The sequence below is a fragment of the Pseudomonas protegens genome (assembly GCF_003363755.1).
Taxonomy (GTDB): domain Bacteria; phylum Pseudomonadota; class Gammaproteobacteria; order Pseudomonadales; family Pseudomonadaceae; genus Aquipseudomonas; species Aquipseudomonas danubii.
In genome coordinates this window covers 5,510,820-5,532,371 of sequence record NZ_CP031396.1, presented here as the reverse complement: position 1 = coordinate 5,532,371, position 21,552 = coordinate 5,510,820, and the positions used below count along the sequence as shown (strand labels likewise).

Below are 21,552 nucleotides of genomic sequence, written 5' to 3'. Positions count from 1 at the left end.
TAGAAAGCCCTCCACGACTACAAGCATAAGAGAGGAGTTTTCATGTCCGTGCGGGCTATGCAGAAATCCAGGGGGCCAGGGCCATTGTTCGGGTTGTTCTGTCTGGGCAGCTATCTGTTGTCACTGTCTTACGGATCGACCTTTCTCCTGTCCTTGCTGATCAGCAGCCGCGGCGGCAATGAGCACGACGCCGGCAGCGTGATTTCGGCAGCGATGCTCAGCACCTTCGTCGCGGTGATCGGTTCCGGGCACCTATCGGACTGGCTTGGCGCCGCACGTTCGGTGGCGCTGTTCGGCTGCCTGCTGGCCCTGGCCAGCCTGGGCTTTGCCCTGACCCCCGGGTTCGGCCACGCCCTGCTGCTCTTCGGCCTGACCCTGGGCCTGGGCTGGGGAGTGTTCTACACCCTGGGGCCAATCATCGTGGCGATGCTGGTGGAGCCCGCGCAACGAGCCCGTTACTTCGCCCTGCTGTCGGGCAGCATGATGACCGGCATCGGTTCCGGGCCGCTGCTGGGTCGCCTGGCCAGCGCGCTGGGCTATCCCGTGACCAGTGCTTTTTTCATTGCTGCGGCAGCCAGTCTGGTGGGGGTGCTGATCTTTTGGCGACTGGGCGCCCGCCTGAGTCGCCAGCCCAATCATCTGGGGACTTCAGCGGCCCGGATCACCAGGAGCGGTGCGGCACGCGTACTGTCTTCCAGGGCCCTGTGGCCAATCCTGATGGTGGGCCTGGGTGGCTGTGTGTTCGGCGGGCTGTCGAGTTTCCAGACCAGCTACGGTGTATCCCGAGGCGTGGACTACTCGCTGTTCTTCCTCGGGTTCATGAGCGCCGCCATCGCCAGCCGGATGCTGATCGCCGGCATCGTGGTCAAGCGTGACCCCTATCGCGCATCCTGCCTGCTATCGGGGCTGATGGTGGTGTCGATCCTGCTGTTTCTGTTTGTCGTCGACAGCAGCGCCAGCTACCTGTTGGCCGCAGTGATACTGGGGATTGGCTATGGCCTGACGTATTCAGTGATCAACGGCCTGGCCGCCAACGAAGCACCTGCCGGCAGCACCTCGCAAGCACTGCTGTTGTTCAGCCTGTCCTATTTTGTCGGGGTATTCGGCTTTCCCTGGCTGGCCGGGCGGATCATCGTCGAGGCCGGCATGCAGGCGCTGCTGTTCACCGTACTGGCTATTGCTCTGCTGAACTGGCTGATCAGCCTCGGCCGCCTGGGCTGGCGCCGAGCGCTCCAACTGCGTATCGCCCACAACCCGTAGCGCCGTTCGTCGATCATCCGGCACCAACCCCACGCCAGGGCAGACCAATATCAGGTAACGACTCTAACAATGGAGGCGACACCATGATCAAGGTCCAACTCTCAGCCCTGGCCCTGGCCGGACTGTTGTCCAGCGCCGCCCTGGCGGGCACCACAGGCCCCACCAATCCGGTAGAAGGCCCGCAATCCCCTGCCCCCCAGAGCACACCGAAGATCAACATCAACCCGCCGGCCATGGACGAAGGCTCGCTGCCGCCGGCCACCGGCACCGACCCGCGAATCCAGGGCAACGACAACGGCCGCCAGGGCGGCGCCGGCACCCTGGATGCCACGACTCCGGACAATGGCAAGACCGGTAGCGGATCGAAAACCACCACCGGCGGCTCAGGCTCAGAGGGCAGCAGTCAGTAACACCCGGCGCCGGCTCAATCCAGCTGGCGCTGCGCAAGGCTGGTGACGGTCCATCAGGCCCGCAACATTGCGTCCACTTCCGCGCTGCACGGTGCGGTGGCCGGGCCACGGCGGGTCACCGCGATGGCCGCCGCCGCATTGGCCCGACGGGCCGCTGCCTGCGGCTCATGACCCGCAGCAAGCGCGGCGACAAAGACACCGGCATGGGCATCGCCGGCACCATTGCTGTCCACTGCCTCGACCTTGAATCCCGGCACCAGCACAGCACGCCCCTCTTGATTGATCCAGCAACCCCGGGGACCGTCACGCAGTACCAGCATGGCCTTGGACGACAACATTGAGCCCAGCCGCTGCACGGCTTCGACCATTTCCGAGCTGGCACTCAAGCGCAGGGCCTCGACCCGGTTACTGCTCCAGATGTCGATACGTGGCAACAAAGCCGCCATCAAGGGAGAATCCAGCGAGCCCACCAGCGGCCCCGGGTCGAACATCAGGGGCACCGAGACTGGCAACGCCAGCACCCAGTCGACCAGGGCCTTGGCCTTGCTCGCCTGAAGCAGGCTGTAGCCACTGACGTAAAGGTAATCCCCCGCTCTCACCTGGACCTGCGCCAAGTCTTCGACCGTCAGTTCGCCCTCGGCACCTATATGGGAAATGAAAGTGCGTTCGGCAGAGGCTTCGGTCAAGGCCACGCATAGACCCGTGTCGGCCCCGAGACTGGGCTCCAGGCTCATCTGGATGCCTTCGGCCTGCATCGCCTGCCGTGCCAGATCACCAAAGCGCCCCTGGCCGTGACGACCGAGATAGACCACCGGCAGGCCATTGCGCGCGGCCGCCGCCATGACATTGAAACCGCCACCCGCCTCGAAACTGGCTGACTGCGCCAGCACATCACCGCCAGACTCCGGCAGTCGATCAACGGCCATCACCAGATCGACGATCACCTGGCCACTGTGGAGCAATCTAGGCATTGGCATTCTCGACAAAAGCCCGACGCCGGTCACGGGCGCCGCCCAGCACGCCATAGACGCCGCCGGCCACCAGGAAGGTGATGATCCAGCCCAGGCCGTTATGCCCGAGCCAGGAATCGGCCAATGGTCCCGTGAACCAGACGTCCTCGACCGTGGTGCCAATGCTGGTGAAACAGAAGCCCAGGACGATGGCCAGCACCCAGGCACCAAAGGCCCGCCATTCGATGCCGCCCTGATACCAGTAGGCGCTGCTCGGGCCCACATTCAATAAATCATCGGCGCTGTAGTAGTGGCGATGGATCAAGTCCACCACGAAGATTCCCACCCAGGCCGTGATCGGCACCGCCAGCAGGGAAATGAAGCTGATGAAGGGGCCGTAGAAACTGTCAGCGATCAACATGAAGTAGATCGACCCCATGAAGATCGCCACGATGTCCACCAGTACTGCGTAGACCCGCTTGACCTTGAGGCCCAGGGTCAGCGCGGTGAGACCGGCGGAATACACCGACAGGTTGTTGGACAACAGCAGACCGCCGAAGGCAGCGATCAGGTAAGGCACGGCCATCCAGGTTGGCAGCATGTCGCGGATCGCAATGATCGGGTCCACCGCTGAGGCCAGATGATCGTTACCGACCGACAGCAAGCCTCCCAGAGTGATCAGCAGCACCAGCGGAATACCAGCACCGAAGGCCGCCGAGGCCACCAGGCGCCCGGCAGTGACCGAACGTTGCTGATAACGGGACATGTCCGCCCCAGAGCTGGCCCAGCCGATCCCGGTGCCTGCGGCCATGGTGCCGACGCCGATGATCATCGCGCTCATGGGCGCAGGGGAGGCATTGAACACTGCGGTCCAGTCGATGGTGGCACAGAGAAAGCCGCCCACCAGGACGTTCAGCGCGCCGAATCCGTAGGTGGCCCACTTCTGGATCACCAGCAACGTGGCGTGGCCCAGACCGGACACACTCAGCGTCATGAGCACAAAGATAGCGATGAACAGCAGGGTCAACAGTGGCGCGTCCTTGGCCGAGGCCGGGGTGTGGAACAGGATCGAACTCAAGGACAGGAGAACAAAGGCTGCGGTGGTGGTATTGACCGTTTCCCAACCGACTCGCGACAGCATGGACACCAGGGTCGGGCCGATATTGCCGCGCACACCGAAAATGGCCCGAGACAGGGTCAGGCTCGGCGCCCGGCCACGACGGCCGGCCACGGATATCAGCCCGACCACGGCGAACGATCCCACCGAGCCCAGGACCGCCACCAGCACCACCTGCCAGATCGACAGGCCGCGAAACGCCACCAGGGTCGCCCCCAGGGGCAACCCGAGGATGCTGATATTGGCCGCAAACCAGACCCAGAACAGCTGCAAAGGATGACCGTTGCACTCCGCCTCCGGGACCGGCTCGATGCCACGGGTTTCCAGTTGTCCGACACCTGACCCGGCGGTCGATGAACTCATGAATAAGGCTCCTGTTGCCATCGTTGTGGTTATTGGCAATTTCGGAAGTCGCTGAACATCCCGGCATTCCTGGCCGTGTTTTTTAGCTTTCCATAGCCATGGGTGTTCTCAGAGCAAGCTGGCTCAGCGCAGAGCCAGCAGCTCTTGTACCAGCGGCTGCAAATCCAGTTCATTGACTTGCTGCACCCGGTCGATCAAATCCCTGGGCCACGCCTCCAGCCCAAGGCAGGCGCCGAGCATGGCCCCGAGAATCGCGGCGATTGTGTCGGTATCGCCCCCCAGGCTGGCAGCCATGCACAAGGCCTCGAAGGCTTCCAGATGACCAAGCGCCACTTGCCAGGCCAGGGCAAAGCTCGTTACCACCGACTCTTGGGATGCCACCGAGGTCCCCACCAGTTCATAGAGCATCCGGGCAAACCCCTGCTTGTCGCCATCCACGCTCAGAGTGGCAGCCCACTCCAGGCGCGCAGCAATACTGGCACCGGCGACCCAGTAACCTTGCGCCTGTGCCTGCCAGGCAACCTGCCTCCCAAGGGGCAAAGCGTCCGCCAGGCAAGCGCCATTGACACCGGCGGACACGACTGCCGCCACCGCTGCCGCACTGGCAATGCCCAGGCTGGTGTTGTGGGTGACCTGGCAGGCCTGGACCACCGCCTGGATGAAACGATCGGGGTGGGCAACATCGCTGGCGATGCCCACTGGCGTGATACGCATCGCGGCGCCATTGGTGGTGCCATAGCGGCCAGCCTCTTCCACCGAGTGACCGGCGAGGATCAGTTCAATCGCGTGCTTGGTGGAAGGTCCGAGCAGGTCCTGGGAGCCTTTGGCCTGCATCGCGGCCTCCCATTCAATCAGGCTGCTGGCCAGCGCGGTCGGAGCGATACGGCCTTGGCCCTGGACCAGCAGGCGGCCCACCAGGATCGCCTGTTCAGTGTCGTCGGTAATGGAGCCGGCAGGCATGTTCGCCGCGATCGGCTGGTCCGGGCCGGCATCTTCCAGGGTACCGATAGCGCCGAAGCGTTGCTGGATCTGTTCACGACTCAGGGACTGGGTCGGCATGCCCAAGGCGTCGCCCAAGGCCAATCCATAAAAAGCGCCAAGCGCCCGCCGGATCTGGCTCACCCTGACTCTCCAAATTGCAGGTGCAGGCGAAAATGCTGCGGGTCCAACAGGCTCTCCACCTGTTCCATGAAGCGTCCCTGGCGGTCATAGGTAGTGCGCAGGGCCTTGAGGAACACTTCTCCGGGAGCACGGCCCAGCAGCTCGGCGTCTTCGGCATTCAAGGGTTCGGCGCCGATCCACTGATCGCCACGCTCGCCGATATAGCCGTAGGCGGCCAGGGTAATGGTCAGGGAATCATCGATCAGGCCAACCCGCGGCAGGCCTTCAAGCTCGCCGGATGCAGGGATCAGGGAGCGTTCAAGAGACAGCACCCGCCCCTCGGTGCTGCGGCGACGGCGGTCCAGGGCAATGAATTGGTCAGTGCCCAGGCGGTGCTTGAGCTCGGGACGGCAGATCGCCTCCAGGCGCAACACCTCGGTATTGACCAGCGCTCCACTGTCGGCCAGCGCCTGGGCCCAACCGTGATGTTGGTCCAGGGCCACGCCATCGAAGGTGACAATGGAGCCGACGCCGCTCTGTGTGGCGATGTAGTTGCGACGCTTGAGCTCAGCCAGGGCCTCACGCAAGGTGCCGCGACTGACACCGAACTCTTCGGCCAACTGATGCTCCCCCGGAAGCTGGAAGCCGTCTTCCATGAGACCGCTTTCAATGCGCCGGATCAGCTCGTCGACCACTCTTGTTTTCTTATCGAATCGGACATGTTTGATCATGTCCGGTTGATACATGAAAGATCGGATCAAGAGCAAGAAATATCTTTTTACACCGGCTTGAAACGTCCGTCTAAGGCTCAAGACCTATGGGGAAAAACGTTCCGCCGCTCCACACTCCCAGCCAGTTCTGGCCTTCAAGGGTGCGCGTCTGAGCCAGTTCCACCAGTTGGTAGAAGACGTTGCGATGGATCAGCGCCTCAAGATTGTGTCGAACCAGGATATAGGGCGCAGGCTCCTGGGTCTGAGGATCGATCACCACGCGCAGGGGATGTTCAGCGCCGGCAACCACCTGTTCATCGACCTGGGTAGTGAAGCGCAACACCTGGTTTTCGCCCTGCCCTTCGACCTCCAGGGTCACGGCAACGAAAGGTGCGTCATCAACCTTGATCCCCACTTTCTCAACCGGAGTGATGAGAAAGTACTGGTCGCCATCACGGCGGATGATCGTGGAGAACAGCTTGACCATGGGCTTGCGGCCGATGGGTGTGCCCAGGTAATACCAGGTACCGTCACGAGCGATGCGCATGTCGATATCGCCGCAGAAATCGGGGTTCCACAAGTGGACCGGCGGCAGGCCCTTCTCAGCCTTGGGAATCTGCGCCAACAGGTCGTTGGCCTTGCCTGGACCACTCATACCGCTCTCCTCAATCAATCAGTCACTCAAGCCCAGCAAACCGCGCGCGTATTGCTGCAAGGGTGGGCCGAGCAGATCCTGGGGCTTGTTGTCGTGGAACGTCAGTAAACCGCCACGACTGCGAATACGTGCCGAATCGATCAGATACTGGGTACTGGTTTCGATCAGCATGATCTGGATGGTACTGGTATCGACCCCCAGGCGGTCCACGGCTTCCTGATCCAGCCACTCATCGGAGTTGCCGATGCGGTCATCCGCCTTGGCAAAACGGGCGTAAAGCAGATAGTGCGCTCCTAGCTCCCGGGCTTCGGCCATGGCTTCGTTGAGGCCTTCGGCTGCTCGGGCGCGACGCACCATGGGGAAATATTCGATAAAGCCGTTGAAGGCTTCCTCCGCCACCACGTTGGGCCGCGGGTACGCGCTGCCTGGAGGAGCGAAAGGCCCCTGGGCGATGAAAATGAACGAATCCGGCTGAATGCGGAATGAGCTGGTACGGCGGGTATCACTGTGGTCGAGCACCCCGGCGTCACTCAGGTGATAACGCACCCCTTCGCCCATATCACTGACATTCATGCAGCCGCCAAGTGCCAAAAAGGCCAGCAGCAAAACCAGGCTACGCATCCTACCCTCCAAAATCCGGTGACGGAAAACCGGCGAATGGCCACGGGATGCAGCTTCCGCGCCAGCTACGCGATTGAAGGAAACTCACGGAAAATCAGCATCAGCCACCGATGATCTTCATCACCGTGGCTCCGCCGGAGAAGGCCACATCCTGCTTGTCTCCCAAGGCCTTGACCAACAGGCGCTGCAGGGCCGGCAAAGCTTGATGGCGCGGCTTGTCCAGCAGATCGCCAACATAGTGACGATTGCTCGAAGACAGGCAGCCGTGCAACCAGCCAGTGGAAGACAGTCGCAGGCGCGAGCAAGTCCGGCAGAACGGCACACTCTCATTGGCAATCACTCCGAAATGGCCAAGCCCGGGAATCTCGTAGCGTACGGCCGTGGCATCCAGTGGCGCGTCGGCCTGCAGGTAGTCGTAGCGCTGGCCGATCAGGTCCAGCAACTGCTGCAGGCTGACAAACTGCTGCAGGAAAGCATTGCCGTCACTGGCCAGGTGGCCCATGCGCATCAACTCGATGAAACGCAATTCATAGCCCTGCTGCAGACAGTAATCGAGCAACGGCATGACCTGGTCCAGGTTCTGTCCGCGCAACGGCACCATGTTGACCTTGATCTTCAACCCCGCCGCACGGGCTTGCTGCATGCCATCGAGCACAGTGGCCAGATCCCCGCCGCGGGCGATGCTGCGAAAGGCCTTGGCATCCAGAGTGTCGAGAGAAACGTTGATTCGACGGATCCCTGCTTCCAGCAACAATGGCAGCTTGCGCGCCAGCAACTGACCGTTGGTGGTCAGACTGATGTCTTCCAGATCCATCCGCCCCACCGCCGTGATGAAAGCTTCCAGCTTGGGGCTGACCAGGGGCTCACCGCCGGTGATGCGCAAACGCTCGATGCCGGCTGCTTCGATCAGATACGCCACGCCCCGGGCCATCGCCTGGGCCGACAACTCATCCTGGGCAGCCACCAGCCGCTTGCCGTTGGGCACGCAGTAGGTACAGGCGTAGTTGCAGGCAGACGTCAGGCTGATCCGCAAGTTGCGAAAGCGCCTGCCTTGACGATCAACGATCATGGATGACTCCGGCGTAAGAAGGGAGAACCGGCAAAACCTGACTAAAAAATCAGGTTTTAGCAAGTCCCATGCCTGAGTATATTCCTCGGACACCGCGCCATACAGTTACCCGATGGCGCAATACAACGGGCGAATGCCTCAGCTGTTGGAAGTGTCGGGGTCGCGCTTGCGCTTGTTGCCCATGCGCACGCCGATGTCCATCAGGAACTGGAAGAAACCTTCCTGATCCTCGAGCACATTGCTCCAGAATGGCGAGTGATAGAGCGCCACGGCACCGTGCACCAGCGCCCAGGAAGCGCAGTAGTGGAAGTAAGGCGGCACGTCTTCCAGCTTGCCTTCGCTGATTCGCCCCTTGATCAGCAGGGTCAGGCGCTCGAAGTTGGAAGCACGGATCTTGTGCAGTTCCTCGACCATCTCCGGCACCTGATTGCCCTTGACCACCTTCTCTTCCAGGCGGTCGAACAACCGGTAGCGCTGCGGATCGCGCATACGGAACTCGAAGTAGGCCCGAGACAGAGCCTCCTTGTCCTTGTCGACATCGGCAGAGTGCAGCAACTCGTTCAGATCCCGCTCATAGTCGAGCATCAGGCGCAGGTAGATCTCCGCCTTGGACTTGAAATGCTTGTAGATGGTCCCTTTGCCGATACCCACGGCATCCGCAATCATCTCGACGGTGACACTGTCTTCACCTTGTTCGAGGAACAGCTTGAGCGCGGTATCGAGAATTTCTTGCTCACGGCGACGAAACTCACGGACCTTACGAGGTTCTTTTTGCATAAGAAAAGGTCTGTTCGGGGTCAAAATCGAAGCCGCGTATTATGCCTAACTTGCGCCAAAATGCACGGATCATCCGTCGTTGCCACTGTTTCTGACGTAAAAGCCCTCGAGGCGAAAAGACACGGATGAGTCGCAAGCGTCCGGAAAATCCAGTGAATACGGGGCCGGCAAGCGGTTCAAATAGAAAACATCGACAGCTGTAAAGCCTCGTATCAGACCGTAAAGTCTCGATTTTTCTGTAATCGGGTCTCGATACCGACCTCAGCCCCACACTCGACGAAAATACCGCAATGAGTCGTAATTGCTTCACTGCTTCGCAGAAGTGTTGCCTTTATCATCATCAGGAAATGTTACCGATAAGCCTCGAAAGCTCCATCCAGGACAGGTGAAAGGTCTGAATGTATCGATACCATTGATGGGGATCAGGCTTCTCGGGAAACAAAACTGCAACAGCTTGTGTGTTTACCGAAGGGTGAAAACCGTCAAATTCGTGCAAATTTTGCGCAAACAGACTGATTTTTTTGGATTTTCAACGAAATAAGCCCCAAAACACCGCAAATGAGAACTCAACCGAAGCGCTCGTATTCCAAATTTGTTTAAAAAACGAACAGGAGCAACTGGACTGAATGCAATAGTGATCAATACTTGAACTGTCGGCGGGACATCTCCCCCAAGTGAAACGCCGATCAAGGTACCGAAGGACCGCGTGCCTTAGTTTTACTCCTAATGGTCTTAACCCGGATTCACCCCCCAGAACCCGGGTTTTTTTTGCCTGAAATTTGCTCTTCCACATACCGGCGACTCAGGCCTCGCCCTTGACTCGCGCCAGGGGAAACAGACGTTTGAAGTTGGCTGTGGTCTGTTCGGCAAAGGCGTCATAGGCTTCGCCCCGCAACATTGCCAGGAACTCCGCCACTTCACGTACGTACTGCGGCAGGTTGGGCTTGCCGCGATAGGGGATAGGCGCCAGATAAGGTGAATCGGTTTCCACCAGCAAGCGATCGGCAGGCACCTGCCGCGCCACATCGCGCAAAGCGTCGGCATTGCGGAAGGTGACAATGCCCGACAGAGAAATATAGAACCCCAGGTCCAGAGCCGCCTTGGCCATGTCCCAGTCCTCGGTGAAGCAATGCAACACGCCGGCATTGGGCAATGCAGCTTCACGCAACAGCTCCAGCGTATCGGCCCGGGCACCGCGGGTATGCACGACCACCGGCTTGCCAGTCTGCTGCGCGGCCTGCAGGTGCAAACGGAAGGACTCCTGCTGCAACTCGGCCGCTTCCGGCTCGTAGTGATAGTCCAGGCCGGTTTCGCCGATAGCCACCACTCGCGGATGGTTCAATTCATCCAGCAACCAGTCCAGCGCCGGAGCCGCCCCCGGCTGCACATCCAGCGGATGCACCCCCACCGAACAATCGACGTCGTCATAACGCTCGGCCAGCGCTTTGACGTCCGCCGCGTTGTCGGCACTGACGCCAATGCACAGAAAATGCCCGACACCGCGCTGACGGGCGGCATCGAGCGCGGCATCCAGTGAGCCGTCGTGGGCGGCAAGGTCGAGACGATCAAGGTGGCAATGGGAATCTACGAGCATAAGAGACTGCAACTACATCCGATAAATGAAAGGGCCGGACTGCACAGTCCGGCCGGATACAGGCTTGATTCTAGGCGCTGCCTGTCAGCGCTGGGTAGGCAACGCCGACCATTGCACCAACAGCGCTTCCAGCAGCAACACGCGATTGAGGTTGGCCTTGCTCAGAACCTTTTGCCGCTGGGCCAGGATCCAGTCCTGGATCACCAGCACCTTGTCCTGGCCGGACTTTTGCGCCAGGTACTGCAGCACCTTGCGCATGTCCTGCAACCCCAGTCCGTCTTCGTCCTGGGTCAGTTGGTAGCGCAGGATCAGGTTCGACCAGTCACAGAACCAATCGAACAGCAGCAACAAGGGGATGGCATTCCAGGCCTCGGCCAACTGGGTTGGCGACTGTTGCTGCTTGAGCAACTTCTTCACCCCCTCTACCACCAACGCCCGCTGCTCACGCACCCCTTGGGCCTGCAAGCCGACGGCAGCCAGCGGCGATCCCGCCGCGAGGGTCAGCAGCTCCAACCGCTCCTCCTCGGTGCATTCAGGCAAGGCCTGGGACAGCCACTGCTGACTCATTGCCGCGCTGGGCAATGGGCACGCCTGCTGCACACAACGGCTCTTGATGGTGGGCAACAGCCGGCTGGGCTGATGGCTCACCAGCAACAGCACGGTGTCGCCTGAAGGCTCCTCAAGGCTTTTCAACAGGGCGTTGGAGGCGTTGATGTTCATCGACTCCACAGGCTCGATCAGCACCACCTTGCGTCCGCCCAGCTGCGCAGTCTGGACCACGAAACTCACCAGCTCGCGAACCTGGTCGACCTTGATCGCCTTGTCCGTCTCTTCGGGTTCCAGCACGTAATTGTCTGGATGACTACCCGCCTGCAACAACAGACAAGACTTGCACTGACCGCAGGCATCCAGCCCGTCGGGGCGCTGGCACAACAGGCGCGCCATCAGGCGTTCAGCCAGGGCCCGCTTGCCAATTCCTGCCGGGCCGTGGAGCAGGTAGGCGTGAGCATGCTGCGCGCGCCCCGCCAACTGTTGCCAGAGGCCGTCCTGCCAGGGAAAGACCTCAGCCACGGGCGCGCTCCAGCAATTGTGGCAGCAAGGCATCCAGGGACTGCTGGACCTGCGCCAGTGGCTGCGCCGCATCCACCAGGAAATAACGCTGCGGAGCAGCTTCAGCACGCTTCAGGTAAGCCTCACGCACCTTCTGGAAAAACGCCTGGCCTTCCTGCTCGAAGCGATCCAGCCGGCCACGGGCACTGGCCCGGGCCAGGCCAACGTCCACTGGCAGGTCAAACACCAGGGTCAGGTCCGGGCTCAGCTGGCCCTGGACGAAATCCTCAAGGGCAGCGATGCGCGCAAGGCTCAGGCCACGACCGGCCCCCTGATAGGCGTAGGTCGAGTCTTGTTTTCGGTTTTTCAAAAACGTCAACATCAGAAAATTATAACCCTTTTAACAAAAAGGTAAACGTGCTCAAATCCCCGAATCACAAGGCTTGAGCCGAAAACAGGAGTCCACCGTGAGAACCATCATCGGCCTAGCCGCCTTAGCCAGATCTGGCAAAGACACCGTAGCTTCGATGCTTCTGAGCATTCCGGGGGTAGCCGCCTTTGCTCTGGCTGACCCACTCAAGGTGGGGTGCCAAGCGTTGTTCGGCCTGACAGACGCAGAGGCGTGGCAGGACGACATAAAGGAAGAAACCATCGAGCTCTGGGGCCGTTCGCCTCGCGAGTTCTTTCAAACGGTGGGTACTGAATGGATGCGCCATCATAACGCAGACCATTGGCTAATGAGAGCTGCAAGGGAGATCAATCCCCCAGAGCGCCCACAACCCCCTGCAACACCCGCAAATCTCAGCGCCCCGGACGCTCCGTTCCTGCTGGCAGCTCAGGCGATTTTCGATTTCAGCGACGACCAGATCTGGAACTCAGGTTCCTACACGACTCTCGACAGCTACTGGGGCCTCTCCCCTGCCGATGCCGTAGCGCTGCTTAAACGTCACGCTTACGACCTGTACCCGGACTTTGATGCCCTGCGCAGCCACCGCCCTGTCAGCAAGCCGACCCCGCGCGGACAGATCCCGGCTAACGCGAGAACAATCATCTTCAAGGACATCCGCTTTGAGAACGAAGCTGCGTTTCTCCGGGCGCATAACGGAGAGATCTGGCACATCACCAGACCGAATCTGCAGAAGATCAATGCCCACTCCTCAGAGCTCGGGGTCGCCCAGGCACCTGGTGATGTGCATCTAATCAACGATGGCACCCTGGAAGACCTCAAGGCCCGTGTAGCGGAGGCCTGGCAATCCCACGTCCAGCGCCAGTCGCCCACAAAAAACAACACAGAGGCCAACTCAGAAACCGGCACCACCGGAGGCCGCAACTGATGTCTGCCTTCGACCACAGCATTACCGAAGTAGTGACCTCCACTGGCCGGAAGGTGGCGTGCTCATACCTGAGCAACCCGAACTACGATCCGACCAGCAACGTCTGCGCATGCCTCCATTGGTTGTTCCTTCTTTATTGCCCTGCCAGAAACCACGCACGGGCTTATATCCGCTCGAACACCACAACCAAGGCCTTCGGCAACGAGTACGCGATCGTCGAGCAGTACATCTTCAAAGATAACGGCCTCACTGCCGAGCCTCAGCATATCGCCCTGATCTCAATGCCGATGATCAACCAGGCTTTTGAGCGCGCCAAAGCCAGCACGGCGAAGCATCACTATTTCGCGCTCTTCAAGCACATGCGCTTCTGGGCTAGGTTATCCGAACAGAAACTGCTTCCAGAAGCGCTTCGGCTGGATGTCTCGTCAGAGCACATCGACATCCCAGAGCGCCGAAAGGAAGTGGTACAGAATCGCTTCAACGGCGCAATCGAAAGCTGGATCGCGTATTCGGAAGAGGATCTGGAGATTCTCATGGAATACGCCTTCTTCTGGCTTGAACGCGTCATGCCCAAGGCGGAGGCGCTCAAGGATTATTTAGTAGAAAGCAAGTTTGCGTTCCTCAAAGACCTAGTGGTTACTCGACGGGAGCGTCTGCCGGAGCTGGAATCGCTGTGCAACATTGAAGTCGATGGAAAAACAGTGATGTCGCCCAAGGTGCTCGAACATTACAAGGACGACCTGCCGCACCTCACCTATAGCTGGGTGACTGGCTACGGCAAGGTTCTGGATGGCATTCGCAACTCGATCTTCATCCTCGTCGCTCTGGTGACCGGTGCGCGCAAGGGTGAATTGGCAGCGATGCATTTCTCTCATGTTACGACAGATCATAACGGCGACTACTGGCTGAAGATCACTCGCTGGAAGACCGCTGCCAGTCCGAAGCACGGTGAAGAGGACATCCTTCCCCTACCCCGTTTTGTCGGAGACATGATCCGCAAGTATGAGCAGTTGCGATCGATTCCTCCATTCGTGAAGGAAGGCTGGTTGTTTCAGCCTATGCGCTCAACCAAGGTCGTTAACAGGGCCACCCCCTCTCAGATCACTTCGGTGATTGAGCAGCTCAAAAATGCGTTACCCATCGAGCGTCTGCATTGCCACAGGTTCAGAAAGACAATTGCTGAGATCCTAATCAACCGGGATGAACGCAACATCGACATCATCCGTGCGTTGTTCGGGCACAAAAGCTATGCGATGACGCTTCGGTACATTGCCCGAAATCCGCTCATGGTGCGCAGCGTCGCCCTGGCGATTGAGCAGAACTACGCCCGGGAATTTCACGACATCGTTGCTGGCCTACGGCTTGGTCATTCAGGGGCCGCTGCGCAGCGTATCTACAAGCAAATCCTCAAGCGTCCAGATGAGTTTGCAGGCCAGCAGTTCAAAGTGACTATCGTCTCGTATGTCAGCCACCTGCTGAAGGCTGGCGAACCTCTCTTCATCCGCCGTACCGCCTTGGGCACGTATTGCCTCTCCGGAGAGCGCTTCACCCCGTCGAACCTGCCCCCTTGCCTAGAAGGCAGACAGTTCGACGAGGGCTTGATCATGCCAGACCCTGGCAACTGCAAGCTGGAATGCAAAAAGATCGTCATGCTGGGCTCAGCGAAGCAAGCCCTGACTGACAACATCCAGTTCTACGAGGCGGTACTTGATAACGCTCGTGGGAAGCTCGCACCGAAAGTGGAGTCCGAGCTGCTGCGTCGTATTGCGACGAGCGAAGGTCATCTGAATAACCTCATCAGCACCGGACATTCAGCGTCGACGCACATCGAGGTGCGCCATGTCTAAGGTCAAGCAGGTTCATAACGACGCCGATATTCCAGTACAAGCAGCACCAGAGGACTGTAGCGCAGACGCTCTGTTGGCACAGGCTGCTGCTCAAGCCGACCGTCGCCAGGTCATCAAGGACATCATCGTCTCGCATTACACGTCCGGAGCTATCCACAAACTCAAGTTGGTGGATGTAGCTAAGCGCGCTGGTATCACGCGTCAGGCCTTGGATCGCTACTACTCCGAGTTCAAGCCTTATATCGCTGGCAAGAAAGATGTGACTGACCTTGTGGATGGCACGGCGGCCAAGGCAAAGGTGGAAACCCAAGCCACCATCAATGCCACTGACGCCAAATGGAAGGCTCGTCTTGATCAGGTTCTTGTGGAGCGAGACAAGGAGATTGCCAAGGCCATCAACAGCCATGTCAGTACGCTGATGAACGACGACATCGCCATGTTCGAAAGCAATCAGTTGCGTAAGTCCTTGGAGAAACAAACCCTGCACGCGGTCGAGCTCACGAAGAAAAACGCCCTACTGGAGCTCAAGCTTGCTACATCCTTCCAGCGGGAAGCACCGCTGGAGAGCGCATCAAGCCGGGACAAGATCATTTACGATGTCGACATCGAGCAGCTGTGCATCCATTACCAACGTACGAAGAGCCTGGATGATTTCGAGGATGCGAAGGAGGCGGAGCTCATGGCCATCAGGGAAAAATTTGCTCGGTTCACATCCATGCCCGATGTCCATGTGGTGATGTTTGCAGACAGGTACATTTCCAGGTTCAACAAGTTCGCCGAGCGGTATACAACCTTGCCTGACGAGACCTGCCTGATCATCCGCCTGCCCTTATTCTCCCGAGCGGAGATCAACAACTTCATCAAGCACATACCTTCCACCTTCAAGAAATCGCTGCATGTCCCCTACATGCCGCTGGACACTGAGCGTAAAGCGCAAAGAGTGTTCATTTATCAGCGCAACGCTTTGCCCGAGCAGGAGATCCGGGCTGCCGATAGTGCTGACACACCCAGCATGACCTGGGGCTTAGACGAAATCGTCTCTTTCAAAGTACAGGTAGGAGACTGATCGTGAGTGATAAAACGAATCCGACTAAAGCTTCTGCTGGCCTGCGTATCACGACACAGCAGGTCACCTACAACAGCCTGGAGCTGGGAATGCAGGTCACCCATTGTGTCCTCATCGCCCAGCAGAAGAATAAACAGGTTCTTTTGAGCCACCCTAACCTGTTCCTGTACAAGCACACTCGTTCGTCGACGGCGTCATCAACACGCCATGCCACCCTTATTTCCATGTTCTACCGGTTTTTGTCGACACAGCCGAAAATGAAGAACGTGGATCTGGGTTATTACCATGCTTTGGCGGACAACAAAGACATCTGCCGATGGCAGGTACGACGGCAGCTTGAGCGGCTCGAAAGGAATTCCCCGAAGCCGTCGTCAGAGACCATCTTCGAAGACGCGAAAGTACTGCTGATTTTCTTCAGGTGGCTGAACGAACATGGTTATGTGACTAACGTCAATGTGCAGACCAGAACCTGGCGGGCGAATTTCCGCAGTGGGCGCATGCTCAACTATATCAATCGGATTGCTCCGTCGAGGATCAGCTCGGCGAACATCCGGGTTTTGGACAAGCAAAGTCGGCAGAAACAGTACGACTTTCTGATTACTGACGATGAGATCAAGTTGCTATTGCAGTCATACTCAGACCCAGTGTACGCGTCTATTTTTCTTCTCGCGCTGGGTACCGCGATGCGCCCGATGGACTTGGTCAGGTTTCCATACTTAGGCAATGCCGAGAACAAGCACATCATGCCGTACTCGAACATGACCAAGGGAGCTGTGACCACACAGTACACGGTTTACAACAGCAAGGGGGGCAAGGATCGTGAAATCACCATACACATGGATGATCTCAAAGCTCTCGAAGAGAACTACATCATTCCCCACTATGCCGCTCGTAAACAGCTCTATAAGAAGCGGTTCAAACAAAACTGTCCGCCCGATGTATTATTTCTGACCTCCCGGGGGATACCGGTCGATGTCGACAAGATTGCGTCTCGAACTTACGATGCGAAGAACAACGCCGCGAAGATCGACAGCAATTTCAGGTCTCACATCAATTTCTACCAGACCAGGCACTGGTGGCCAACTCAGTACCTCATAGCTTTCTTTGGCGACCGATTGCTGACGGAAAACCTGGAGGTGCTCTACCTGGCTGCCGCCCAAGCGCTAACCAGGCAGATGGGTCATGAAGATGTCGCCACCACGTACAAATTCTACGTGAGCATGGCCCGCGTCCTCATGTTCGCTCACAAAGGCCACGCGCTGGATTTGATCAGTGCGCCTGAACATTCTGTATCCAGCTTCATAAAAAATCTGCGCCCGATTGACCGGAACAAGTTGGTTGAGGATGGAGCCGAGCAAGGAGGCAGGGCTGCGTAAACAGGGTCTTGTGAACCAACACCTGGCCATTCGCGACGGCCCCCTGCTTCCAGCTAAACCACGCTGATGGTTGCTTGAACATTGAGGTCAAGGATGTGTGCGGCCAGGTGGAATGCATCTAAGTCCAAATGCTTCAGCCGTCGGTATCGTCGCGATGAGCTCGACCAGTTCGAGCTCATTGATATTTCGCGCCCCTCCACATCCTAGGGACGTTCTGATCCACGGCGAAAGGGCTCGTGTGTGGCGCAAGCCGTACCCTCTCCGCGCCTCGTGGGTGCCGACCAATCGTTACTCCTTGCATTAATACGCTGCTCAGCTGAGGTTTTTCAATAACCTCGCTGGGGCATGCCATAGTGCTGGAGGTCAGTCAGATGGTGCTCAAAACGATCAACCAGCGTTTTCAGCTCATACAACCCCTTTGCCGTAGGATAGCTAAATATAGGTTCAGCCTCTTCACCCTCCACATATTTCCAGCTAAAAAGACAATCAACCACATTGCTAAACCCCGTTGTATAACTGAACTCCGGGGACTCCTTCACAATCATTGAAGCCCGAATTATTTCTGCCATCCAGCTCCGAAACGGAGTATGTTGAAAGAAAAATACAGGCACATTATTTCTCATCTGATACTGGGCACTCGACCCGCCGCGAATGCATTGAACCACTTCAGTATCCACATTGACCCTTGAGCCGTTCTGACTACCTACCCCGTGATAGTAAAACACGTCACACATGAAACTTCTTAACGGGTCAAACAGTTTTACAAACTGATGTGCGATAGGAAATTCCGCCCTAATGTCATAGCTTGAAGGCATAAAATTCTGTTGCACTTGCCCACCCAGACTGAATGCAAACTCAGCGGATCTCTTCCATTCAAATATTAATTCCGGAGGATATAGACCAGGGCACCGGTCAATCATCTTGTGACATACGCGACAGAGCAATATAGCGTTGTCATAGCAATGGGGGTCATACCCCTCTGGCATAAGCTCAGACCGAGCCGAGCCTTGACCATGCCCGTAAATATGTGCCAGTTCTCCAGTCAATACACCTTCACCGAAAGTCACTTGGCGCCGACAAAAAGGGGCCGAGCAATCCGGGCCAGTGTTCGCGTGTACGCGCCTTACCACGTCGGGCGAGAAGTAGGTTGGCATCATGTCCACCATAGCAAGTACAAGAAATTCCTTGGATGGCTCACTCATCCAGGACTGAGATGATGGCAATCCAACACTGCTCAATGGCTGAACGTCAACAGAAGATTCTGCGCAGGGAAGTCGTAGACGAGGGAAAGGGCTGGACTCGCAGCAGCTCGGTTTCCTCAAGCATACCCAAGTGGAGATCATGGGAGCCCGTGGGCGTTGGACAAGTAGGAGATGCGGGTATAGGTTTTGATGGCCTCTAGCCACCTGGGCAGCTGTGTGGCCTGACGATTTGGAGCAATCCCAACGCAGACAACACACCTAACCAGTAGCCAAATCCAAAGCCAAAAACACGCGCCAACACGTTCACAAGGAAGAAGAACCATGCGAGCGATTCACACGGCAACTGCATTTTCCCTGGCCATTCTGGCCGGCTGCTCCGCCCAGCCTAAAGCCTTCTACGAGACGCCGCCAATTCACGGCGCTCAGATTGAGAAAGACAAGCCCTATGAGGGTGATTGGGAGGGGCTGCCCAAATTCACGCTAGCCAAGAGCCAGCTAGTTGTCGATTTCAAGGACAAGGACAAAGAAAGGCCGGTTCTACCACAGATGATTTCTGTCCCTGCTGAAGCGCTGCCGGAGCCGGCGCCTGAGGGTACTGCTGTGGATATTCAGACACGCTTCATGCTGCGCCAGGATGACGCCTTTGGTGTTGATACCCACCTGAGTGTCACGAAGATAGATAACACTGACTTGCTTTCCAGCATTGGCACTGAGGTCGAGGACAAGCGAGTCAAGTACGTTGAGGCACTGGGCTCTTTGGCGACAGGTGTTATCGGGACAATGGCGCTGATGGAAGGCTCTGAACTTCCAATCTCAATTGATAGCTACAAGATCCTCAAAAACAGCGAGGTCGCGCGGAATGACGGCACCGTCTATGCAATTGTGAAGTCACCCGATGGCACTCAGACAATACATCTCCAAGCAAAGTTTGGGCCGATCAAAGATGACGCCATCGACAACCTTGTCTTCGCCAATAAAGCGCACGAGCACGCCCAAGAGACGATCTTTCACTCCGCGTGCCGGAGCGTGACAGTGCTGTTTGATGACGGCCCGCTGGCGGGTCAGCAATTCAGCGCCACAGTGGCCGACCCTCGCTATGTCGAGACGGTGAAGCTCCCTAAAAAGGGCTCTGTTGTATTCCACACAGCCTGCGGCGCGAATACAGCCAGCTCGCCGTCTGGTACCAGCAGCACCCTGGATGTGGTGAACGCTGTGATCGCTCAGTCCAAAACGGTACGTGAGGCGTGGAAAACCTCGAAATCCACTAAAACAGCCTCCAAAGATGCGGCGGAAAAAGCAGCCTTCGACAAGAAGCTGGCCGCCCAAAATGAAGCTGATGCGAAAGCCAAAGCCGCCGGTAACGCGGCGACTGGTCAATAGCCATCGAGGCCTAAGCGTAACCGCTCTACTGAGCACCATCCACAGCCACCCTGCGAGCGGCGGAGTTGAGTTCAGGGGCCTTGAAAAGCCAGATCCCGGCCCCTATGAATGCTCACGGCATATCGCCATCACGCAGCACCACATTGAGGTTCTCATGTCCGACAACAAACACCTTACCCACCCACAAGATGCCGAACGCATCGACGTCCACGACGCCTTCGAAGTCCAGAACTGGACTGCCTCGCTCGGCTGCACTGAGGCGGAACTCAAGCAAGCTGTGGCCGCAGTCGGTACGTACGCTGACAAGGTGCGTCAGTACCTCGGCAAATCCTGATGAGAAGTGGCCCTCTCACCAGGGCCGCTTTTCTAGGAGTATGAGATGCCACATGAAAACCAGCGTGGAGACGACTGCGGGATGCTGATGGTGAATCATGGGATGCGAATGTGCAGTGATGAAGCTTGCTACTGCGAGCGCTCCGAGCCAATGATGGAATTGAAAGCAAGAATGCCCAACGGGGAGTTCGAACCTGCCGCCCTGTTAGGCGACCAGCAGTACTACGGCACCTCTGATCTGCACCCCACGGTGGCTTTCACCAAAGGGCTGCCCCTGAAAGGTATCTGCGTTGATCTCTACAGGCATGCCGGGAAAGGTCGAGATAGCCGTTTTCGTGGCACCACGCCTTTTTTGATGGTGAATGCAGACCTTGGCCAGGGGGCTATTTGTTGGGCTGGGCTTGGGGGCTGGGTTTACGAGCTGGACAACATTCCAGGGTGGAATGTTGAGAAACTGCTGGACGGCAAGGTACCCACGGTCAACGGATTTACCGGCGCACCTTTTCCTGGCGAGATGGAGGGTGCAATCGATTCCCGGATCCCTCCCGAGATGATCCGCAGGGCCGGACAAGTTATAAAACTGCGACGCTTCTTGACGGTGAGTGAATGGACGACAAACAAAAAGTGCCCGAGCCTGGCGTAAGAGAATTGCAAGATCGCTGGAAGACTGCCGAAGGGCAGCGTGTCCGGCGTGAGCTGATTTCAGCCTGGGGTGCGGGGAACGACTATTGGCCGGAACTTCTGTATGACCTGCCTTCGGTGAGCCATCCTCTATCCCCTGATGACCTTGACGACCTGAGAGGGATCAACTTATCAAAGCAGATACTCGAACGCTTCTCGCTGGCGTGCTGCGACCTGAGCTATAGCGACCTGCAGCACTGCAATCTGAAGAAGACGATCCTGCAGCGATCCAGGCTCAATTGGGCCAATCTGACACGCAGCGTGCTGGTGGCCACTGACTTGCTCAACATCGAGGCCCTCTACGCTAATTTTTCAGACTGTAGGATTCGAAAGGCGATGGCTATGTCGAGCGACTTTCGCCACAGCACCTTCCTTCGGACTGAGATCAACGCTTGCGTGCTGAACGGCTCAGATTTTACAGGCAGCGATCTCAAGCTCTCTGCGTTTGAAGGCAACGAACTTCACAACGTGATCTTTCCTGATGGATTCAAGCTGTCACATCACCTAGCTCATCACCGTCTTGATCATGACCTCGGTATGTAAGACCACGTTCATCACCACCTTGGCGAGGGATCACATTGGCAACCACTATTTGATCAAAACACCGATGCAGCATTATGGTTGCTGTGTCCCTTTGTACCTATCCAAGGCTTTAG

General features: G+C 57.8%; 21 protein-coding genes and 1 pseudogene. 10 read left to right on the top strand and 12 right to left on the bottom strand.

The window, feature by feature from the left end; genetic code table 11:
• The first annotated feature begins 42 nt into the window (after positions 1 to 42).
• Both DWF74_RS25110 and DWF74_RS25105 read left to right on the top strand, forming a co-directional pair.
• Positions 43 to 1,260, top strand: coding sequence for an MFS transporter (locus tag DWF74_RS25110; protein WP_240321962.1), 1,218 nt, complete (start codon positions 43 to 45; stop codon positions 1,258 to 1,260).
• An 83-nt stretch (positions 1,261 to 1,343) separates the two neighbouring features.
• Positions 1,344 to 1,670 carry a hypothetical protein gene (locus DWF74_RS25105; RefSeq protein WP_102863898.1) on the top strand — a complete coding sequence of 109 codons (327 nt, stop codon included), beginning with the start codon at positions 1,344 to 1,346 and terminating at the stop codon, positions 1,668 to 1,670.
• Between the two features lie 53 nt (positions 1,671 to 1,723).
• Here DWF74_RS25105 and DWF74_RS25100 read toward each other — a convergent pair whose 3' ends face one another.
• The 11 genes and pseudogenes from DWF74_RS25100 to DWF74_RS25050 all read right to left on the bottom strand — a co-directional run.
• Positions 1,724 to 2,641: a PfkB family carbohydrate kinase gene (locus tag DWF74_RS25100; protein WP_102863899.1), complete on the bottom strand. Its 918-nt coding sequence runs from the start codon at positions 2,639 to 2,641 to the stop codon at positions 1,724 to 1,726.
• Positions 2,634 to 4,100, bottom strand: a complete 1,467-nt coding sequence (locus DWF74_RS25095) for a purine-cytosine permease family protein (RefSeq protein WP_102863900.1) — start codon at positions 4,098 to 4,100, stop codon at positions 2,634 to 2,636. Before DWF74_RS25095 ends, DWF74_RS25100 begins: the two co-directional genes overlap by 8 nt.
• 123 nt (positions 4,101 to 4,223) lie before the next feature.
• On the bottom strand, positions 4,224 to 5,222 hold the full coding sequence (locus tag DWF74_RS25090) for an ADP-ribosylglycohydrolase family protein (protein ID WP_115581914.1): 999 nt from the start codon (positions 5,220 to 5,222) through the stop codon (positions 4,224 to 4,226).
• Positions 5,219 to 5,932, bottom strand: coding sequence for a GntR family transcriptional regulator (locus tag DWF74_RS25085; protein WP_102864106.1), 714 nt, complete (start codon positions 5,930 to 5,932; stop codon positions 5,219 to 5,221). Before DWF74_RS25085 ends, DWF74_RS25090 begins: the two co-directional genes overlap by 4 nt.
• Before the next feature lie 70 nt (positions 5,933 to 6,002).
• Entirely contained in the window at positions 6,003 to 6,566 is a 564-nt protein-coding gene (locus tag DWF74_RS25080) for a DUF1285 domain-containing protein (RefSeq protein WP_102863902.1), read from the bottom strand.
• Between the two features lie 18 nt (positions 6,567 to 6,584).
• The gene (locus DWF74_RS25075; protein WP_102863903.1) at positions 6,585 to 7,187 is read right to left on the bottom strand and encodes a DUF4823 domain-containing protein; all 603 of its coding nucleotides are present in this window, start codon (positions 7,185 to 7,187) and stop codon (positions 6,585 to 6,587) included.
• A 100-nt stretch (positions 7,188 to 7,287) separates the two neighbouring features.
• Positions 7,288 to 8,256, bottom strand: a complete 969-nt coding sequence (locus tag DWF74_RS25070) for a GTP 3',8-cyclase MoaA (protein ID WP_115581913.1) — start codon at positions 8,254 to 8,256, stop codon at positions 7,288 to 7,290.
• 138 nt (positions 8,257 to 8,394) lie between these two features.
• Positions 8,395 to 9,033, bottom strand: a complete 639-nt coding sequence (locus DWF74_RS25065; protein WP_011060125.1) for a TetR/AcrR family transcriptional regulator — start codon at positions 9,031 to 9,033, stop codon at positions 8,395 to 8,397.
• Between the two features lie 802 nt (positions 9,034 to 9,835).
• On the bottom strand, positions 9,836 to 10,627 hold the full coding sequence (locus DWF74_RS25060) for a TatD family hydrolase (protein ID WP_102863905.1): 792 nt from the start codon (positions 10,625 to 10,627) through the stop codon (positions 9,836 to 9,838).
• 84 nt (positions 10,628 to 10,711) lie between these two features.
• Positions 10,712 to 11,698, bottom strand: a complete 987-nt coding sequence (locus tag DWF74_RS25055; RefSeq protein WP_115581912.1) for a DNA polymerase III subunit delta' — start codon at positions 11,696 to 11,698, stop codon at positions 10,712 to 10,714.
• A pseudogene (locus DWF74_RS25050) lies at positions 11,691 to 12,047 on the bottom strand (dTMP kinase); the annotation flags it as partial. The pseudogene DWF74_RS25050 and the gene DWF74_RS25055, both read right to left, overlap by 8 nt.
• Before the next feature lie 97 nt (positions 12,048 to 12,144).
• Here DWF74_RS25050 and DWF74_RS25045 point away from each other — a divergent pair.
• From DWF74_RS25045 to DWF74_RS25030, 4 genes are read left to right on the top strand one after another with little or no spacing between them, the layout of a single operon-like run.
• The gene (locus DWF74_RS25045; protein ID WP_240321961.1) at positions 12,145 to 13,011 is read left to right on the top strand and encodes a deoxynucleotide monophosphate kinase; all 867 of its coding nucleotides are present in this window, start codon (positions 12,145 to 12,147) and stop codon (positions 13,009 to 13,011) included.
• Positions 13,011 to 14,858: a tyrosine-type recombinase/integrase gene (locus DWF74_RS25040; protein WP_115581911.1), complete on the top strand. Its 1,848-nt coding sequence runs from the start codon at positions 13,011 to 13,013 to the stop codon at positions 14,856 to 14,858. The genes DWF74_RS25045 and DWF74_RS25040 overlap by 1 nt, the downstream gene beginning before the upstream one ends.
• On the top strand, positions 14,851 to 15,924 hold the full coding sequence (locus tag DWF74_RS25035; protein ID WP_115581910.1) for a hypothetical protein: 1,074 nt from the start codon (positions 14,851 to 14,853) through the stop codon (positions 15,922 to 15,924). Before DWF74_RS25040 ends, DWF74_RS25035 begins: the two co-directional genes overlap by 8 nt.
• Positions 15,925 to 15,926: 2 nt before the next feature.
• Positions 15,927 to 17,300 (top strand): site-specific integrase, encoded by a 1,374-nt coding sequence (locus DWF74_RS25030; RefSeq protein ID WP_205413465.1) that lies wholly within the window; start codon positions 15,927 to 15,929, stop codon positions 17,298 to 17,300.
• 326 nt (positions 17,301 to 17,626) lie between these two features.
• Here the strand turns inward: DWF74_RS25030 and DWF74_RS30490 are convergent, their stop codons facing one another.
• On the bottom strand, positions 17,627 to 18,130 hold the full coding sequence (locus tag DWF74_RS30490; protein ID WP_162884119.1) for a hypothetical protein: 504 nt from the start codon (positions 18,128 to 18,130) through the stop codon (positions 17,627 to 17,629).
• 693 nt (positions 18,131 to 18,823) lie between these two features.
• On the opposite strand from DWF74_RS30490, the gene DWF74_RS25020 reads away from it, so the two are divergent.
• The 4 genes from DWF74_RS25020 to DWF74_RS25005 all read left to right on the top strand — a co-directional run bounded on the left by DWF74_RS25020 (position 18,824) and on the right by DWF74_RS25005 (position 21,439).
• Positions 18,824 to 19,882 carry a hypothetical protein gene (locus DWF74_RS25020; RefSeq protein ID WP_115581908.1) on the top strand — a complete coding sequence of 353 codons (1,059 nt, stop codon included), beginning with the start codon at positions 18,824 to 18,826 and terminating at the stop codon, positions 19,880 to 19,882.
• 154 nt (positions 19,883 to 20,036) lie between these two features.
• The gene (locus tag DWF74_RS25015) at positions 20,037 to 20,216 is read left to right on the top strand and encodes a DUF3606 domain-containing protein (protein ID WP_115581907.1); all 180 of its coding nucleotides are present in this window, start codon (positions 20,037 to 20,039) and stop codon (positions 20,214 to 20,216) included.
• 45 nt (positions 20,217 to 20,261) lie between these two features.
• Entirely contained in the window at positions 20,262 to 20,858 is a 597-nt protein-coding gene (locus DWF74_RS25010; protein ID WP_115581906.1) for a hypothetical protein, read from the top strand.
• Positions 20,822 to 21,439 (top strand): pentapeptide repeat-containing protein, encoded by a 618-nt coding sequence (locus DWF74_RS25005; RefSeq protein ID WP_115581905.1) that lies wholly within the window; start codon positions 20,822 to 20,824, stop codon positions 21,437 to 21,439. Before DWF74_RS25010 ends, DWF74_RS25005 begins: the two co-directional genes overlap by 37 nt.
• Positions 21,440 to 21,552 lie beyond the last annotated feature (113 nt).

What these genes read in the sequence shown, in the direction of transcription:
- DWF74_RS25110 (WP_240321962.1), top strand. Translation starts at nt 43, where the DNA reads ATGTCCGTGCGGGCTATGCAGAAATCCAGGGGGCCAGGGCCATTGTTC.
- DWF74_RS25105 (WP_102863898.1), top strand. Translation starts at nt 1,344, where the DNA reads ATGATCAAGGTCCAACTCTCAGCCCTGGCCCTGGCCGGACTGTTGTCC.
- DWF74_RS25100 (WP_102863899.1), bottom strand. Translation starts at nt 2,641, where the DNA reads ATGCCTAGATTGCTCCACAGTGGCCAGGTGATCGTCGATCTGGTGATG.
- DWF74_RS25095 (WP_102863900.1), bottom strand. Translation starts at nt 4,100, where the DNA reads ATGAGTTCATCGACCGCCGGGTCAGGTGTCGGACAACTGGAAACCCGT.
- DWF74_RS25085 (WP_102864106.1), bottom strand. Translation starts at nt 5,932, where the DNA reads ATGATCAAACATGTCCGATTCGATAAGAAAACAAGAGTGGTCGACGAG.
- DWF74_RS25080 (WP_102863902.1), bottom strand. Translation starts at nt 6,566, where the DNA reads ATGAGTGGTCCAGGCAAGGCCAACGACCTGTTGGCGCAGATTCCCAAG.
- DWF74_RS25075 (WP_102863903.1), bottom strand. Translation starts at nt 7,187, where the DNA reads ATGCGTAGCCTGGTTTTGCTGCTGGCCTTTTTGGCACTTGGCGGCTGC.
- DWF74_RS25070 (WP_115581913.1), bottom strand. Translation starts at nt 8,256, where the DNA reads ATGATCGTTGATCGTCAAGGCAGGCGCTTTCGCAACTTGCGGATCAGC.
- DWF74_RS25065 (WP_011060125.1), bottom strand. Translation starts at nt 9,033, where the DNA reads ATGCAAAAAGAACCTCGTAAGGTCCGTGAGTTTCGTCGCCGTGAGCAA.
- DWF74_RS25060 (WP_102863905.1), bottom strand. Translation starts at nt 10,627, where the DNA reads ATGCTCGTAGATTCCCATTGCCACCTTGATCGTCTCGACCTTGCCGCC.
- DWF74_RS25040 (WP_115581911.1), top strand. Translation starts at nt 13,011, where the DNA reads ATGTCTGCCTTCGACCACAGCATTACCGAAGTAGTGACCTCCACTGGC.
- DWF74_RS25035 (WP_115581910.1), top strand. Translation starts at nt 14,851, where the DNA reads ATGTCTAAGGTCAAGCAGGTTCATAACGACGCCGATATTCCAGTACAA.
- DWF74_RS25020 (WP_115581908.1), top strand. Translation starts at nt 18,824, where the DNA reads ATGCGAGCGATTCACACGGCAACTGCATTTTCCCTGGCCATTCTGGCC.
- DWF74_RS25015 (WP_115581907.1), top strand. Translation starts at nt 20,037, where the DNA reads ATGTCCGACAACAAACACCTTACCCACCCACAAGATGCCGAACGCATC.
- DWF74_RS25010 (WP_115581906.1), top strand. Translation starts at nt 20,262, where the DNA reads ATGCCACATGAAAACCAGCGTGGAGACGACTGCGGGATGCTGATGGTG.
- DWF74_RS25005 (WP_115581905.1), top strand. Translation starts at nt 20,822, where the DNA reads ATGGACGACAAACAAAAAGTGCCCGAGCCTGGCGTAAGAGAATTGCAA.